At 70.0% G+C, this 15,242-nt stretch carries 17 protein-coding genes; 7 read left to right on the top strand and 10 right to left on the bottom strand.

What is annotated here, in order from left to right:
- Positions 1–214: 214 nt before the first annotated feature.
- Positions 215–1,123, bottom strand: a complete 909-nt coding sequence (locus tag ACZ67T_RS24130; RefSeq protein ID WP_469986728.1) for a hypothetical protein — start codon at positions 1,121–1,123, stop codon at positions 215–217.
- A 154-nt stretch (positions 1,124–1,277) separates the two neighbouring features.
- A complete protein-coding gene (locus ACZ67T_RS24125; RefSeq protein WP_469986727.1) occupies positions 1,278–1,496 on the bottom strand; it encodes a hypothetical protein in 219 nt (72 codons plus the stop codon).
- A 118-nt stretch (positions 1,497–1,614) separates the two neighbouring features.
- Between ACZ67T_RS24125 and ACZ67T_RS24120 the strand changes: the two genes are divergently transcribed.
- Together ACZ67T_RS24120 and ACZ67T_RS24115 are read left to right on the top strand one after the other, a co-directional pair.
- Complete coding sequence (locus tag ACZ67T_RS24120) at positions 1,615–2,445, top strand: helix-turn-helix domain-containing protein (protein WP_469986725.1); 831 nt, start codon at positions 1,615–1,617, stop codon at positions 2,443–2,445.
- On the top strand, positions 2,426–2,740 hold the full coding sequence (locus ACZ67T_RS24115; RefSeq protein ID WP_469986723.1) for a DUF397 domain-containing protein: 315 nt from the start codon (positions 2,426–2,428) through the stop codon (positions 2,738–2,740). Before ACZ67T_RS24120 ends, ACZ67T_RS24115 begins: the two co-directional genes overlap by 20 nt.
- Positions 2,741–2,749: 9 nt before the next feature.
- Here ACZ67T_RS24115 and ACZ67T_RS24110 read toward each other — a convergent pair whose 3' ends face one another.
- Positions 2,750–3,319, bottom strand: a complete 570-nt coding sequence (locus tag ACZ67T_RS24110) for a DinB family protein (RefSeq protein WP_469986721.1) — start codon at positions 3,317–3,319, stop codon at positions 2,750–2,752.
- Between the two features lie 355 nt (positions 3,320–3,674).
- Here ACZ67T_RS24110 and ACZ67T_RS24105 point away from each other — a divergent pair, with 355 nt between their 5' ends.
- Positions 3,675–3,827 carry a hypothetical protein gene (locus ACZ67T_RS24105; RefSeq protein ID WP_469986720.1) on the top strand — a complete coding sequence of 51 codons (153 nt, stop codon included), beginning with the start codon at positions 3,675–3,677 and terminating at the stop codon, positions 3,825–3,827.
- A 121-nt stretch (positions 3,828–3,948) separates the two neighbouring features.
- Here the strand turns inward: ACZ67T_RS24105 and ACZ67T_RS24100 are convergent, their stop codons facing one another.
- Positions 3,949–4,482 carry a hypothetical protein gene (locus ACZ67T_RS24100; protein ID WP_469986719.1) on the bottom strand — a complete coding sequence of 178 codons (534 nt, stop codon included), beginning with the start codon at positions 4,480–4,482 and terminating at the stop codon, positions 3,949–3,951.
- A 49-nt stretch (positions 4,483–4,531) separates the two neighbouring features.
- Positions 4,532–5,422, bottom strand: a complete 891-nt coding sequence (locus ACZ67T_RS24095; RefSeq protein ID WP_469986718.1) for a hypothetical protein — start codon at positions 5,420–5,422, stop codon at positions 4,532–4,534.
- A gap of 513 nt (positions 5,423–5,935) precedes the next feature.
- On the opposite strand from ACZ67T_RS24095, the gene ACZ67T_RS24090 reads away from it, so the two are divergent.
- Positions 5,936–8,605, top strand: coding sequence for an FG-GAP-like repeat-containing protein (locus tag ACZ67T_RS24090; RefSeq protein WP_469986716.1), 2,670 nt, complete (start codon positions 5,936–5,938; stop codon positions 8,603–8,605).
- A gap of 240 nt (positions 8,606–8,845) precedes the next feature.
- Here ACZ67T_RS24090 and ACZ67T_RS24085 read toward each other — a convergent pair whose 3' ends face one another.
- The 5 genes from ACZ67T_RS24085 to ACZ67T_RS24065 all read right to left on the bottom strand — a co-directional run bounded on the left by ACZ67T_RS24085 (position 8,846) and on the right by ACZ67T_RS24065 (position 13,279).
- The gene (locus ACZ67T_RS24085; RefSeq protein WP_469986714.1) at positions 8,846–9,610 is read right to left on the bottom strand and encodes a hypothetical protein; all 765 of its coding nucleotides are present in this window, start codon (positions 9,608–9,610) and stop codon (positions 8,846–8,848) included.
- Positions 9,610–10,167 carry a hypothetical protein gene (locus ACZ67T_RS24080; protein ID WP_469986713.1) on the bottom strand — a complete coding sequence of 186 codons (558 nt, stop codon included), beginning with the start codon at positions 10,165–10,167 and terminating at the stop codon, positions 9,610–9,612. Before ACZ67T_RS24080 ends, ACZ67T_RS24085 begins: the two co-directional genes overlap by 1 nt.
- Positions 10,168–10,240: 73 nt before the next feature.
- Complete coding sequence (locus ACZ67T_RS24075; protein ID WP_469986712.1) at positions 10,241–10,750, bottom strand: hypothetical protein; 510 nt, start codon at positions 10,748–10,750, stop codon at positions 10,241–10,243.
- A gap of 101 nt (positions 10,751–10,851) precedes the next feature.
- On the bottom strand, positions 10,852–11,553 hold the full coding sequence (locus tag ACZ67T_RS24070) for a DUF4328 domain-containing protein (RefSeq protein WP_469986710.1): 702 nt from the start codon (positions 11,551–11,553) through the stop codon (positions 10,852–10,854).
- 115 nt (positions 11,554–11,668) lie between these two features.
- On the bottom strand, positions 11,669–13,279 hold the full coding sequence (locus ACZ67T_RS24065) for a beta-N-acetylhexosaminidase (protein ID WP_469986709.1): 1,611 nt from the start codon (positions 13,277–13,279) through the stop codon (positions 11,669–11,671).
- Positions 13,280–13,613: 334 nt separating this feature from the next.
- Between ACZ67T_RS24065 and ACZ67T_RS24060 the strand changes: the two genes are divergently transcribed.
- The 3 genes from ACZ67T_RS24060 to ACZ67T_RS24050 all read left to right on the top strand — a co-directional run bounded on the left by ACZ67T_RS24060 (position 13,614) and on the right by ACZ67T_RS24050 (position 15,240).
- On the top strand, positions 13,614–14,213 hold the full coding sequence (locus ACZ67T_RS24060) for a 2-oxo-4-hydroxy-4-carboxy-5-ureidoimidazoline decarboxylase (protein WP_469986707.1): 600 nt from the start codon (positions 13,614–13,616) through the stop codon (positions 14,211–14,213).
- Positions 14,214–14,362: 149 nt separating this feature from the next.
- Positions 14,363–14,743, top strand: coding sequence for a succinate dehydrogenase, cytochrome b556 subunit (gene sdhC, locus ACZ67T_RS24055; RefSeq protein ID WP_100594758.1), 381 nt, complete (start codon positions 14,363–14,365; stop codon positions 14,741–14,743).
- An 8-nt stretch (positions 14,744–14,751) separates the two neighbouring features.
- Positions 14,752–15,240 (top strand): succinate dehydrogenase hydrophobic membrane anchor subunit, encoded by a 489-nt coding sequence (locus ACZ67T_RS24050; RefSeq protein WP_469986706.1) that lies wholly within the window; start codon positions 14,752–14,754, stop codon positions 15,238–15,240.
- Positions 15,241–15,242: the final 2 nt, after the last annotated feature.

Raw genomic sequence — 15,242 nt, 5'->3', positions numbered from 1 at the left:
CGGCCCGGCGACCGCCGGCGGGCACCGCTCTTGCCCGGCAGCCCGCCCGCACTCTGAGCCGTAGCCCTCGCCCGCACCGCCATGACCCCACCCCCTCCGCCTCATCCTTCACGAGCCGGAGACAGGCATACAACGAGGTAGGACGGCAGTCCGGGGGAGGCATCGACTTCCGCGTCCCGGCAACCGGGAGCGGCCCTACAGCCGTACCGCGCCGTCAGGCACTCGCCCCCGCAGGCACTTGTCCCCGCAAGCACGCGCCGCAGAATTCCTCGTCACCCTCCGGCCGGAACAGGCGCGCTTGCGTGTGTACGCCCTCGCATTCCCGTAGCTGGGCGATGCGCGGCTGTACGGGTTCCGGGCGTGCCGCTTCCGCGACAGGCGCCGGTGGTACGTCGCTCAGGATGTACCGCAGCAGGCCGCCCGGCCTATGGATCGGCTGCTTGGGGCCCGGCAAGCTGCGCTGCACATGCGCCCGTACGCCGCCTGGCGAGTGCCCCGCCTCCAGCCAGGCACTTGCGAGGGCCGCCAGCTGCGGCAGCATGCCGCGCGGCACGCGGAGCCTCGGCTCCAAGTCCACGACGGTGGCGACGAGTTGGCGCCCGGCCTCGGTGGACACGGGTGCCGCAGGCGGCTCCGGCTCGGCAGGCATCTCGGGATGCGCCTCGGCAGGCATCTCAGCATGCGTCTCGGGATGCGCCTCGGGATGGTGGGGGTTGTTCTCAAGAACGGGTTTCTCTGGATGACGGCCGACGGTCCGGCCGGTCGGCTCACCGACGGCCGGGATGCCGCCCGCCGGAGCCCCGTCCCGTAAGGCGAGCGCCTGCTCCGGCTTCAGTGGCACATTGGAGACGAGCTGCACGGTCGACCACAGACCGCGAACACCCTGCTGGCGCCACTCGTGCAGATAACCCTCGCGCTTCAGTTCGGCCTTGGCGCGGTTGAAGGCGCACTTGCCGATCCCGGCCTGACGGGCGGTTTTCGACAACGGGTCCCTGGCATCGCCGGGGAGCGACAACTGCCAGGTCAACAGCCGTACGGCGTCCGACGAGAGGCGCGGATGGCGGAGGATTTCGTTCGGCACCTGGCTGAAGAAACGGGCAGGCGCGATAGCATGACGAAGCATTTTCCGGTGGCTTCTCTCCACTGGTGATGAAGGCCCTCTTCGCTGGCTGGTACCGGCGTTGAGGGCCGCCTCATGTCCGATCGAAACGACTTCGAGGCGTGCTGTCGCGCTCACCGTACCGCAACTTGCGTATGCGAACGGTCACTTGGCGTCATCACCACTGCCCGCCATATCTCTGCGCCCGCTCCCGCAGCCACGCCCGCACCCAGACCTCTTCGCTCTCGGAAGCGGGCCGCAGATCTCGCGCCGCGATCGTCGCCACGAAGTACACGAAGCGCACCCGCCGCAATTCCCCGTCGACGCCGAGCACCTTGCCGGGCCCGTAGACGTCCGTACCGGTGTGGGCGACGAACGCGCCTTCCCCGTGCTGCATCTGCACTGCCTCTCGATCTCACTCTGCGTGGAAAACCGGTCACAGGGTGAGGTCGCCGCAGCTAGGCTCGCCAGTGGTCCGAGCGTGACAACGCAAGTCGCACATACGGGAGTTGCGGATGGCGATCGAGGACAACCCCGGTTCCCGGACAAGTTACGGGGATGAGCTGAGGCGACGCCGCGAGGCCGCCGGGCTCACGCAGGAGGAGCTGAGCATGCGGGCGATCATGTCCCGCACACACATCGCGCACATCGAGGCGGGCCGCCGCCGGCCGTCCCTTGAGGACGCCCGCCGTCTCGATCAGGTACTCAGGACGGGCGGCGTCTTCGAGAACTTCCTGCCGACGCAGGGAGAGGGCCGGGTTGCCGAACACTTCGCGGAAGCACTGGAGTTGGAGCGCCAGGCGACGGCGATCAGAACGTACGCGCCGAAACTCGTGCCCGGCATGCTCCAGACCGAGGCGTACGCCCGCGAAGTGCTCCAGTCCGGCTTCCCGCCGAAGACCGACGAGGAACGTGACAGGCTCCTTGTCACACGCCTCGATCGCGCCCGCGTCCTGGACAACTTCACCTCACCAGTGGCCTGGTACCTCCTCGACGAAGCGGTCCTACGACGACCGGTGGGCGGCCCGGCAGTGATGTGCGAGCAGCTCTGTCACATCGCCGAGGTAGGGGAGAGTCGCCGTATCCGAGTGCACGTGCTGCCGTTCTCGGCAGGCCTGCACGCCCTACTGGAGGGCTCTGTTTCCCTGATGTGGTTCGCGGACCTACCGCCGGTCGCGTACGTGGAGGCGCTCAAGACGGGGCGCGTCCTTGAACTCCCGTCTGTAGTACGCGAATGTCAGGCTGTCTACGATCACGCCATGGGCGACGCGCTGTCGCACCGCAAGTCCCTGGACCTGATCAGGTCCGTCGCGGAGGATTACGAGCATGACGCACAGCAGCAGTGAGCAGCAGCGGCAGCACGTCCGCGTCGCCGATGCCTCAGCCCTGACGATGTGGCGCAAGTCCAGCTACAGCGGCAGCAGTAGCGGCGAATGCCTCGAAGTCAGCGACGCCTGGCGCAAGTCCACGTACAGCGGTGGCGAAAGCGGCGAATGCCTGGAGGTCAACGACTCTGCCTGCGCCGCCCACGTCCCCGTCCGTGACAGCAAGAACCCTCACGGCCCTGCGGTCGTGTTCACGAGCGGAGCGTGGACGGCGTTCCTCGGTGCGGTGAAGGCGGCCGACCGCCCGCGACGCTGAGCGACGGGCCTACTGGCCCACCCGTCCGTCGATGCACTCGCGCAGCAGGTCGGCGTGGCCGCAGTGGCGGGCGTACTCCTCGACCCGGTGCACCAGCAGCTCCCGGACCGGGATCTCTTCCTTCCCGAGACGCTCGCCCAGATCCGGATGCCCGGCCAGCGCGGCGTCGGTCGCGGCCTGCTCGCGTTCGAGATCGGCGTACGCAGCGTCGATCACGGCCTGCTCGGCGACGGCGCCGTTGAAATCCCCGTCGGGGTCGCCGTACAGCTTCGGCAGCGGTTCGCCGTCGGTTATCCAGTTGAGCCAGTCCCGCTCCGCCTCGGCGAGGTGCCGGAGGAGGCCGAGCAGTGACATCGTCGACGGCGGCACCGACCGGCGGGCCAGCTGCTCCGGGTCCAGACCCTCGCACTTCATCCGCAGGGTCAGTCGGTAGTCCGACAGGAAAGTCTGGAGTGTCGCCAGTTCGCCTTCCGCGCTGACGCCTTCGCTGCTGCGGGGATCGTCGTCCGGGTCGGCCCACATGTCGGGGTAGACGCTCGCCTGGCTCCATCGTGCGGGTTGGTCAGTCATACGTCGCATGGTCGTCGGTGGAGGGCCGGGCCCGCCACCGAATTGCCGAGCTAGTCCTCGTCCTCGTAGCTCTGGAACCAGTGCGTGTCGTAATAGCGGGCGACCGAGTGCGGATGCGAGCGCTCGGTCAGCATGCGGAAGACGAACTCGGCCGCCGTGCCGTCGAAGCGGGTCCAGGTGTCCGGGATGTCTTCCGACGCGAGGACGGGCCAGCGGTCGGGGTCGTCGCCCTCGGTGAGCCAGTAGAACTGGTCCGCCTGTTCGGACGTCCCCCACTCCAGGAGTCCGCCGGGCGCCGGATGGATGCCGTACGGCTCCCACAGGCTCGTGCCCGAGCGGGCGCGAACCCGGCCAGATACTCCGCGTGCTCGACGAAGTCCATGCCGGGGACGTCGGACTCGGGAACGTAGAGGGTGAGACGGTCGACAACGTCTCCGGCAACGACACCGCCAACGGCGGCTTCGGCACCGACACCTGCACGACCGACCCCGGTGACGGACGCGTGAGCTGCCCGTAGCACAGAGCACAACAGTCATTGCTCACCGGAGCCTGCCCCGAGCGGGCTCCGGTGACGGCGACAGCTTTCCACGCTCACGAGAAAACCTGGGGATCCCTCAGTTGCCGATCAGTCGACGCGGTCACTCACTCAGGCCCAGCACCTGCGGGTTGCTGCTGGGGAAGTCCTCGGGCATGCCCGGCACGTCGATGGTGCGCCCGTACACGCCGGCCAGGAACTCCACGGCACCGACCGGGAACTCGAACCACTCGTCGTTGTCCGTGCGGACGACCACCGGCCATGCGTCCGGGTCCGGGGAGCTCGTCCTCCAGTAGAAGGAGTCCCCGGAATAGGACGCCGCCCAGCCGATCAGGCCTCCCGGCTGGGGGAAGGGAACGTAGTCCTCGGTGTCGTCCATCTCGTACAGATCCTGAAGGATCTCGTCCTCCCGGCACCCGGACGCCCACAACGCCTCGTTACCAGGGGTCGGAAGAGACACCATAAGGAAGTCGTCGACGACCAGGACCGGATACGCCTCCGCCAGAGAGCGGAAGTCCGAGGGGAGCGCCGTCCCGAGGGCCGCCTCAAGGGCAGCCCAGTCCAGGCCGCGTCCCGCCGTCACACGCCACGGCACCATCGCCGGAAGCACGGCCTCCAGCTCTTCGATCCTCAGCACGTCGTCTGCCGACCCGTTCTGTTGTGAACCACAACGTTGTTGAACCCCGTCAGCCCACGCCCACGGGCAGGCTGATGTTCCCCTTGAACACCCCGTAGTTCACCTCGCTCACGTCCTGCCGGTAGTTGATGTACCCGCCGTCGTGAGAAACGAGGAAGGCGAACCCGAGCCGATGGGCTTTGATCCGTCCGGTCCTGGCGTCCAGCGTCAGCGTCTCGTCGAGCCTGGCGAGCGTGATCTGGGACTTGCCGGTGGCGACGTCGGCGCCTTGGAGCTGGGAGAGGACGGAGTCGAGCTCGCGGACGGCGGTCTTCACGTAGGCGCGGCCCTGTACGTCCTTCAAACTCGAAGGCTGAAGGCTGACTTGAAGCTCTACGGTGTCGCGCTTCTTCTTTGCGACGACATCCTTGTTGCCCGCCTTGAGATAACCCCGGTACGCGTCGATGGCGGCCACCGGGTCCTCAACCTTGTTCTCCATCGCGGGGTCGGTGGAGGCATCCTTCTTCCAGGCGGCGGTCCCCTCCTTGACGTAGGTCGTACCGCCGACGACGAACACCTTCTCCGCCTTCTGTACACCTTTGCTGCTGGTGATGAAACCCTCGGAACGGAGGGCCTCCGGCTTCCCGGTTCGCCACACGGTGGCCTCGTAGGACGCGCCGCTCTCCTGCCCCTGGAGCGTGAGGGCCTCGTCGCCGGTCACGACGAAGGTCCAGCCGGGTTCGGAGGCCATGGCTCTGTCGGCGAGGTCGAGGAAGTCGGCGGGGGTGGTCGGCACGCGGGCCGCCGCCTTTCCCTTCGCCTTCTCCTGCGCCTTCGAGTCGGCCTGCTTCGTCGCCTTGGGCCTGGCCGTGTCCGAGCCGCCCGCCCCCGCGCCGCAACCGGCCAACGCGACGCACAGGAGCGATATCGCCGTCAGATGTCCCGAGCAAAGTCTGTTCACTTTCGGGCCTGCTCCTCGTCCTCGTAACTCTGGAACCAGTGGGTGTCGTAGTACCGGGCCATCGAGTGGGGGTGCGAGCGCTCGGTGAGCATGCGGAAGATGCACTCCGGCGGCGGCGCGCCACGGCCGACCGACAGGGGAAACAGGCCGGTTCTACAGCACGCCGCCCTCCGTGCGCGAGCAGCCGGAACTTTCGGACATGGCCGCCCGTCCCGCCGCTCGACGGCAGCCCGGTGGTCCCACGTGGGCGAGCACGACGTCCCCAGGAGGGCGAAGGCGGCGAACTGACCAGGTGACCGCCGGGCGACTTCCAGACGACTTCCAAGTGAGCTGCAGCACACCAGCACAACCAGTGACGCTTCCCGATGGTCGATCGCTGAATAGAGCAACTACCCGTGTGACGGGTGTGGCATTTGTGAACTTCTTCGAGGGGTGGGGCATTTGAGCCCGCGTAATCCGCGTGCGCGCAGATCACATGCGTACAAACCGCTGAGTCTCAAGCGCAGGGCCTGGGTGACGGTGGGGGCCGTCGTCCTCGGTGGCGCGGGTGTGGTGACGTACGCCGTCGCCAGCCCGGAGGCGCCCGGTGGCTCCGACCCCTCCGCGACGACTCCGCGGCCGGTCAAGGTGCGCTCCGCCGAACTGAAGGCAGACGGCAGCGCCAAGCGGGAGCTCGCGCGCACCGGCACGGAGCCGTTCTCGCTGGTCGGGGTGACCTGGGACAAGCAGAGCGCCGAGCTCAAGGGCACCGCCGAGGTCCGTACGCGCAGCAGCGTCACCGGGAAGTGGACCGACTGGGTGTCCGTGAACACGGACGCGCACCTGCCCGATCCCGACACCACCGAGAGCAAGAACGGCGTGCGGGGCATGTCCGAGTCCCGGTGGGTCGGGCCCTCGGACGGCGTCGAGGCGCGCGTGGTCGCCGCCGACGGGTCGTCGGCCGCACTGCCCAAGGGGCTCACCCTGGCGATGGTCGACCCGGGTGTCACCTCCAAGGAAGCGAAGGCAGCCAAGGCATCCGTCGCTGCCGGTGGGCCTCAGAACGCGGCGTACACCACGGACCTCGACGAGTCCCCCTCGCCGTCTCCGTCGGATTCCACCTCCGCCCCGGGGAACCCCTCGCCGTCGGCGTCGCCTTCGCCCAGCGACTCGGCCCCGGCCGGCTCCCCGAGCCCGTCGGACTCCGCCTCCGCGAGCCCGAGCCCGTCGCCGACGCCCACCAAGCCGCCGGCACCGCCCTCCACGGTGAAGCAGCCGCCGATCATCATGCGGTCGGAGTGGAAGCCGGACACCTCTCTCGCGGTCAACTACAGCCCGCCGGAGTACATCGACAAGATCCAGGCCGCGTTCATCCACCACACCGTGGACGCGAACGACTACAGCTGCGCCGACTCGGCCAAGCTGATCCGCGCCGACTACGCGTACCACGTGAAGCCGGAGCCGGACGGCAACGGCTGGAAGGACATCGGTTACAACTTCCTGGTCGACAAGTGCGGCCAGATATTCGAGGGCCGCGAGGGCGGCATCGACGAGCCCGTCCTCGGCGCGCACACGTACGGCTTCAACTCTTACTCGACCGGCATCGCGATTCTCGGCAACTTCGTCGACTCCAAGCCCTCGCGGGCCGCGATGGAGTCCGCCGCACGCGTCGCCGCGTACAAGCTCGGCCAGTACGGCGTCGACCCGAACGGCTCGGTGAGCCTCGTCGCCGCCGCTGACACCGGCGTCTACAAGACCGGCGAGACCGCGACCCTGCGCACCATCTCCGGCCACCAGGACGCGTACGCCACCGACTGCCCGGGCAAGCAGCTCGAGGACCGGCTCGGCACGATCCGCTCCTTCGCCGCCGGACCGGGCCGCAGCTCCGCCGCCCCGACCGCCGACGTGAACCGCGACGGCATCGGCGACCTCGTCGCCGGCGTGCCCGCCGGCTCCAGCGGCGGCCGCGTCGTCGTCGTACCGGGCGGCACGAGCGGCCCCGACAGCGCGAAGAAGATCTCGCTCACGCAGTCAAGCCCTGGTGTGCCCGGCGCCGGTGAGACCGGCGACCAGTGGGGCGCCGCCGTGGCCACCGGCGACATCAACGGCGACGGCTACGCCGACCTCGCGATCGGCCAGCCCGGTGAGAACGACACCTCCGGTCACACCGACCGCGGCGCGGTCACCATCCTGTACGGCCCCGCGTTCACCACCGGCTCGCAGATGAACCTCGACGAGGGCTTCTACGCGAACAGCGCCAAGTACGGCTCCGCCGTGGCGGTCGGCGACTTCAACGCCGACGGGAAGGCGGACGTCTTCGCCTCCTCCACCGGCACCGGCGGCACCTGGACCGCGCGCTACGCCGAAGGCCAGGAGAGCAGCTCCAACATCACCAGCGGCGACACGGCCCTCTCCTACGAGGACGCCACCAGCGGCGACTTCAACAAGGACGGCTACGCGGACGTCGCACTCAACTACCGCGATTCGACCTCGGTCGGCCGGGTCGTCTGGTTCAAGGGCGGAAGGAACGGCCTGACCAAGGCCGGCACGCTCACGGTCAAGGGCGGCCGCTCCATCGCCGCCGGCGACATCAACGGCAACGGCGTCGACGACATCGTCATCGGCCAGCCCTACACCGCCGAGTCCGGCGCGTACGCGGGCGGCCAGGTCACCGCCGTCTACGGCACCGCGGGCACGGGCCTCACCGCCACCGGCGCCAAGGTCATCCACCAGGCCACCTCCGGCGTCCCCGGCGCCGCCGAGTCCGGCGACGCCCTGGGCGCGTCCGTCTCGGTCGGCGACTACAACGCCGACGGCTACGCGGACGTCCTGGCCGGCGCCCCGAACGAGGACATCACCCGCACGTCCGCCCGGACCGACGCGGGTACGTCGCTGCTGTTCAAGGGCTCGTCGAGCGGTCTCACCGGCACCGGCGCCCTCGCGATCTCGCAGGACGAGCCCGGCGTCCCCGGCTCGACGGAGACCAAGGACAACCTGGGCTCCGCCGTCTCCCTCACCGACCTGACCGGCGTCGGCCGCGCAGACCTGGTGATCGGCGCCGCGGGCGAGGACGCCGGCAACGGCACGCTCCTGTACGTCCCGAGCAACAGCACCGGCCTCGGCCTGTCGACGTCCAAGTACTACGGACTGACGCAGCTCGGCGCCGCGACGGGCAACCGCCTGGGCACCACGCTGGCCCCGTAGGCGCCACCCGTACCACCTGCACAAACGCGCCAGAACCTCTCGCCGCGCGGTTCCCGACCCACTCGGGCAATCGCGCGGCGAGAGCCGTTTCGGCCCTGCCGGAACTGCCCGCTTTGTGACCTCACTTGCGCCGCCGCGCCCGGATGGGTTAATCACTACCTTCCACGGAAGCGGACCCGACCGCAGGAGGGGGCGGCCGGGCCCGGTTCCGTTCGGCTCCGCGGTGCCGGATCCGTGAGCTCAGACCCCGGCGGCGTTCTCCTCGAACGACACCGCCACGAGCCGGTCGCTGAACCGCTCGGGGCTCTTGGCCCCCTCGACCAGCGCGCGCCGCGCACGGACCGCCTCGTCGGTGAGCGTGAGCACGACGACGGGACAGTCCTCGATCCGGTTCGTGTGCGAGGGCGCGCAGCGGCCGATGTCCGCCCGCGTATGTCCCGGGCAGACCGCCCGCTCGGGCAGCTCGATCTCCAGATCCAGGTTCCCGATGTCCGTGAAGCGGTAGGCGCCCGAAGCCGGCGGGACAGGCCGTTGCTTCGCCCCCTTCGTCACCTTTGCCGTGAGCCCGCGCGCCGACGCGATGCGGCCCTCGCCGTGCGGCCCGTACACGTCGACCGTGATGCGCCGCCCGCCCACCGGCGCGGCCAGCGTCAGCGGCCGCGGTCCCGGGTCGACGACCGCGCCGACCGTGAAGGCGGCCGGGCCGTCGAAGCGCGGCCCCGAACTCGAGTACCCGTAAGAGGTGAGCACGAGCGCGGGTGCGGGCGCCTGCTCGCCCTCGCCGCGCGGCGCGGGTCTCACAGGACCCGGCGCACCGCACCCGGCCAGCGCCGCCGTACTGCCGTCGGGGAGCGCTGCATCCTTCAACACCCCTGGCATTACGCGGAGTCGGCCGGTCGGATCGTCCGGCATGCCCCGGTGCGCGGCCAGCGCGACGAGTGCCGCCGCGACCGGCAGCGCGATCGCCGCCCACGCCCGCGGGGAGGGCCCGGAAATCCCGTGCATCAGACGCGGCCCCGCGCGCGCCGCGACACGACGGCCCGCAGGATGCGCCGGCCTTCCGTCGAGACGTCGAGCGCCTGACGCAGGCCGCCCGCGCCCCGGCCCGCGAGCAGCTCGAGGATCGTGACCTGGCGCCGCAGTTCGGCCGCCACCAGCGGGGACATACCGTCCGTGCGGCCCTCGCGCCGGGACCGTACCGAGCCCGCGCCGTCCTCCATCGTGTCCAGCATGCGATGGATCTGGAGCGCGCCGACCGAGCAGGCGTCGGCCCACTCGCGCAGCGCGGGCGACGACGGGGCGTCCGGCACGGCGGCCAGCATGCGCCGGGCGAGCCCGGACGCCTCGTCCACGTCGTCGTCCGGCCCGGCCGGGAACGCGGCCCGCACCTGCGCCAGGCACTCGCCCCACTCCGGCCCGCCCACGGCGAGGCTGCCCCACAGCGGGCGCAGCGCCTCGTCGTCCTCGGCGCCCAGCAGCGGCACGCAGCGGTCGAGGCAGGCGAGACCGCTGGCCGCGAGACCCCGCTCGTCGGCTTGCGCGATCAGCTCCACCAGGCTCATGAAGTACGCCCTTTCCCTGCCCACCCGGTACTTCGTCCCTACGGGGATCTCTGCGTGCCGGGGCGCAGGAACGTCACAGCGGCGCGACGCCGAGCCGGTCGAGGAAGCGGAAGAAGAGGGGCTCGGCGAAGGGGTCGGGGTCCTGGCCCAGGACGTCGGCGAGCGGCCCGGGATCGACGGTGCGGCCGCACTCCCGCGCCCACGCGACCGCGCGCCGCGCGGCGTCGACGGGCTCCAGGAAGTAGTCCTCCAGGGTCAGTTCGTCCTCGGAGAGGTACCCGGCCATGGCCTCGCGCGCCAGACACGTGGTCCAGGCGCCGCTCTCCGGCGCGGCCGCCTCGATGACGACGCAGTCGCTGTCCATGACGTAGCCGAACAGGGCGGGCGCCCCCGTCTCGGCGGCCAGCGCGTTCATGCTGCCGACGTCGTGCCGCCGGTCCCCGCCGTCCGGGCACTCCCAGACCTGCCAGCCGTCGGCCCGCCGCTCCAGGAGGGCGAGCGCGTCGCGCGCCCCGCCCAGCGCGGCGAGCTCGGCGAGCGGCCGCTCGCTCCTGGCCACGACGTAATAGCCCCAGTAACCCATGCCGGTGTCCCCCCGGTGCCTTCGAAAGCGGCTGATCTCGGCTCGGGCCGAATACACCACAGCCATCCGTGAAGGCGCCAGAGAAAACCCGAATCCGGGGATTACGCCAGACCGTGGCCGAGGGGCCCGTACTCGGGCGCGGGCCCGCGGAGTGCCTTCTCGTTCTGCATGCGGGTCAGGGAGCGCACGAACATGATGGCCGCGACGGCGGCGGCGATGTCGAGCGCGTCGGAAAGCATCAGCATCTCCGTGGCCGTCTTGATCTCGCCGATCTCCTCGGCCTTGTCGTACTGGCTGCCCGCGAAGCGGCCGACGACATTGCCCAGCAGCCACAGCGACCACCAGCAGTTGATGACGGTGTGGGAGTGCTTCTGCGGGATCAGGCCCGCCTCCGGAACGCTGGCGTCCCAGGTGTCGGTCGCGACCTGACGCGGCGCCCACAGGTTCACGAAGGGCACGAACCAGCCCCACGAGGCCCAGCCGCGCGACCTGCTGTGCCCGTCGGGCCGGAACACCTCGGCGTTGATGCGCACCCGCCGGAACCAGACGATGAAGACGACCGCGGTCGCCACGATTGCACAGATCTGCGCGACGCCCGCCGCCCCGTACAGCGAGTCGATGCGGTCGGCGTCCGCCTCACTGCCCGCCGAGAAGTGCCCGGCGACGAAGTCCGCCGCGAGGCTGCGCTGCTCGAACCCCACCCACAGCGCGAACAGGTCGATCGCGGCCGTCACTCCCAGCAGGACGACGACAGCCTTCGCGACGCCGACCGGCGACTTGAGCACAGCAGGACTTGTGGACACAGCGGACCCCCCACGGGTTCAGGTGAGCCGGTCGCGCGCATCTCCCCAGAGCGCGTCGATCACCGGCCAGCGGAACATACGGTTCAGGCCACCGCGCTGTCCACCACTTAGCCGCTCAGGACCCCAGCCGGTTCGCGAGCGCCACGAACTCCGGCCACGTCAGCGGAGGCTTGCCCGGGTACCAGAGCTTCTGGATCGTCGCCCGCAGCGGCATGCGGATGCCCTGCGCGATCTGCGCCTGCGTCTGCGAGTTCGCGAGGTCGCACCACACGGCGAACGTGCCGCCCAGGATCTGGCTGTCGTACCTCGCGGGCACCGGCGTCGTGCCGCGCACGACGAGCGGGGTCCAGCTCTCGTAGATCCGCTGCCCGGTCGGGTACACGAAGTTGTTGGGCTGACCGAGGACGTAGTAGAGGTACTCGTCGTTGTAGTTGGTCATCTTGCGGCCCTCGGCCAGGTACTCCTCCGGCGGGCGCGCCCCGATCTCCTTGCCCGTCCAGTAGGCGACCTCCAGACTCTTGTCGGCCTTGACGACACCGCCCCGGAAGAACCCGTCGTTCCACGCCTTGAGGGAGCGGTCGAACGGCTTCATCGTGGCGACCCGGTCGTTCAGCCAGCCCGTCGTGAGGTCCTCGACCGTCGCGTTCGCCCCGTACTTCTTCCGGGCGGCGGCCGCGAGCTGCGGGAAGGACGCCTCGGGGTTCTTCACCGTCAGGGCCTGGTACTCGTCGCCGCCCAGGTGCCAGAACGCGCCGGGGAAGAGGGGAGCGTACTCACGCAGCAGATCGTCGACGATCTTCGCCGACTCGGGGTTCGAGATGTCGACGGCGCCGCGCGTCGCGACACCTGCCGTGTTCCGCAGCTGGAGCTGGGGGTGCGCGCTGATCACCGCGCCGAGGTGTCCCGGCGAGTCGATCTCGGGGACCACGGTGACGTGCCGCTCGGCGGCGAGCGAGACGATCTCGCGGACCTGCGCCTTGGTGAGGTGGTCGGGCGAGACGATCTCGGGGTGCGAGTCCGACTGGATGCGGAAGGCCTGGTCGTCGGAGAAATGGAGACCGAACTGGTTGTACTTCAGGTCGCTGATCTCCCGGATCCGGTCCTTGATCCAGTCGGCCGTGAAGGGCTTGCGCGCGATGTCCAGCATGAATCCGCGCTGCGGTTTCGCCGGCGCGTCCTTCACCACGCCCTCCGGCGCGGTCCCCCCGCCGTGCACCTCCTGCTTGAGCGTGCGCGTGCCGTAGAAGACGCCCGCGTCACCCGGCCCCACGATCCGCACCCGGCCGTCCTTCACGGTCATCGTGTACGACTCCTGGTTGCCGCTCCCGCCGAGCGCCAGCTCCACGTCACCGGCGCCGGCCTCGGCCTTGCCCGCGTACTTCAGCTTCAGCTCGGCGGCGATGAGCTTGCCCTCGTCGGAGAGCTTCGCGTCCCCGATGACGACGCGGCCGCCGGTGGGGCGCCACCCGGGCCCGCGCGCCGCCGTGTGCTCGCGCACGGAGGGGATGGTCTGGGGGGTTTTCGACAGGGCGTACGACTTCGAGGGCGAGGGCTCCGCCGAGGTCCGGGCCGAGGCCGGGGTGGGGGACGCGGACTTTCCGTCGGAGGGGCTCTCGGCGCCGGTGCCGCCCCCGTCACCGGAACAGCCGGCGAGGACCATGGTCAGCGCGACCGTCCCCGCCACGACGAGTCCCGCGCCGCCCTTCGATCGACTCCGCGTACGCATCAGTGCCCGCCTTCCGGTTTCGACAGCAACCTCGACATCGAATTCCGCGTCCTAGGAGGCGACCGTACGGTCCCGCGACCCCGACCTCCCGTCCACCACACGCCCCCAAACTCTCCCGTCCGGGTGAAATCGGTGCATCCGCCAGACGGCTCCTGACCCAGATCGCTAGCGTGTACGCACGTCCGTCACACCCTCACCACATGTCACATGTCCCGTGGCACTCCTGATCCACGTCTCGTCCCAGTGTCAGGCCAGTCACGTCCCACGTCTCGCCGAGGAGCGCACGCTGCCTTCGCATCGTTTCTCCCGCCTCCCCGGGCATGCCGCCATACCGGTGCAGTCCTCACCAGGGCATTCGTCGTCCGTGCAGTCGTCCCCGCACGGCCTCACCCGGTTCAACGCGCTGCCCGCGGCCGAGGCCGAGCGCGCCCTCCTGGCCTGCTGCGGTTCACTCCACTGGTCCCGTCGCCTCGTCGCGCACCGGCCCTACCCGGACCTCGACGCCCTGCTCGCCGCGGCCGACGAGGCGGTCTACGACTTCGCGCCCGCCGACCTCGACGAGGCCCTGTCCCGCGAGTCGCTCCCCCTGGCCCCGCACCGCTCGTACTCCGTCGCGCACACCGCGCTCGGCGCCGCGCACAGCGCGTACGAGAGCCGCTTCGGCCACGCGTTCGTGATCTGCCTCGACGGCTACGGGCCCGACGAGGCCCTGGACCAGCTCCTGGCCGGAATCCGGTCACGCCTTGGCAACGATCCCGAGGAGGAGCGCGTCCTGTCCTGGGACGAACTGCGGCGACTCGCCCGGGGACGACTCGCCCGGCTCGTCAGGTCGCCCGACGCCCGCACAGAGCCCCAGGAAGCGATAGACCCGCAGGAACCAGCGGATTCCGGGCGCCCCGACAGCGCGTCCGATAGCCCGTACGTGGCTGTTTGATTGCCTGTTTGATCACACCGGCGGCCCCCGGGCGAGCGAGCCGACAACTCGTCGATACGATGACGAGCGGCCGGTGGACCGTACCCGGCCGGGCCCGACCGACAGAGAAGCCGGCGCGGCCCCAATCCCCGCTCCCGGAGGGTTCTTCCGTGCCGGCTGGAACGCTGTACCGCGGCCGGGAAGGCATGTGGTCGTGGGTGGCTCATCGAGTCACCGGTGTCCTCATTTTCTTCTTCCTGTTCGTACACGTCCTGGACACCGCTCTCGTCCGCGTCTCCCCCGAGTCGTACGACGACGTCGTTTCCACCTACAAGACGCCGATCGTCGCGCTCCTCGAGTACGGCCTCGTCGCCGCCATCCTCTTCCACGCGCTCAACGGCCTGCGTGTCATCGCCGTCGACTTCTGGTCGAAGGGCCCGCGCTACCAGAAGCAGATGCTCTGGACCGTCGTCGGCATCTGGGTCGTGCTGATGGTGGGCGCGCTGTACCCGGTCCTCGGCCACGCCGTCCGTGAACTCTTCGGGAGCTGACGCCAGACATGTCTGCTGACACCACCCCTGCGAACACGCCCGGCGTCGGACCCGTCGAGACCGTCGCCTTCTACGACGTCGACAACCCGGCCCCCGTCATCGAGGCCCCCCGCAAGCGCACCTCGAAGACCCCGCGCTCGACGCGCGGCAACTTCGAGATGGCCGCATGGCTCTTCATGCGCCTGTCCGGCGTCGTCCTCGTCGTCCTGGTCCTCGGCCACCTGCTCATCCAGCTCGTCCTCGACGGCGGCGTGAGCAAGATCGGCTTCGCGTTCGTCGCGGGCCGCTGGGCCTCGCCGTTCTGGCAGGGCTGGGACCTCCTGATGCTGTGGCTCGCGATGCTGCACGGCGCGAACGGCCTGCGTACGGTCATCAACGACTACGCCGAGCGCCCGAACACGCGCCTGTGGCTGAAGGGCCTCCTGTACACCGCCACGGTGTTCACGATCCTGCTGGGCACGCTGGTGATCTTCACCTTCGACCCGAACATCCGATAGGC

This window comes from Streptomyces sp. NPDC107517, from assembly GCF_055582645.1.
The sequence above is the reverse complement of the archived record's forward strand: the minus strand, read 5'-3'. Positions and strand labels throughout refer to the sequence as shown.

Coding starts and splice junctions, on each gene's coding strand:
- ACZ67T_RS24110 (WP_469986721.1), bottom strand. CDS start 3,319: ATGCGACGTATGACTGACCAACCCGCACGATGGAGCCAGGCGAGCGTC.
- ACZ67T_RS24130 (WP_469986728.1), bottom strand. CDS start 1,123: ATGCTTCGTCATGCTATCGCGCCTGCCCGTTTCTTCAGCCAGGTGCCG.
- ACZ67T_RS24115 (WP_469986723.1), top strand. CDS start 2,426: ATGACGCACAGCAGCAGTGAGCAGCAGCGGCAGCACGTCCGCGTCGCC.
- ACZ67T_RS24075 (WP_469986712.1), bottom strand. CDS start 10,750: ATGGGTTACTGGGGCTATTACGTCGTGGCCAGGAGCGAGCGGCCGCTC.
- ACZ67T_RS24050 (WP_469986706.1), top strand. CDS start 14,752: ATGTCTGCTGACACCACCCCTGCGAACACGCCCGGCGTCGGACCCGTC.
- ACZ67T_RS24120 (WP_469986725.1), top strand. CDS start 1,615: ATGGCGATCGAGGACAACCCCGGTTCCCGGACAAGTTACGGGGATGAG.
- ACZ67T_RS24085 (WP_469986714.1), bottom strand. CDS start 9,610: ATGCACGGGATTTCCGGGCCCTCCCCGCGGGCGTGGGCGGCGATCGCG.
- ACZ67T_RS24080 (WP_469986713.1), bottom strand. CDS start 10,167: ATGAGCCTGGTGGAGCTGATCGCGCAAGCCGACGAGCGGGGTCTCGCG.
- ACZ67T_RS24065 (WP_469986709.1), bottom strand. CDS start 13,279: ATGCGTACGCGGAGTCGATCGAAGGGCGGCGCGGGACTCGTCGTGGCG.
- ACZ67T_RS24125 (WP_469986727.1), bottom strand. CDS start 1,496: ATGCAGCACGGGGAAGGCGCGTTCGTCGCCCACACCGGTACGGACGTC.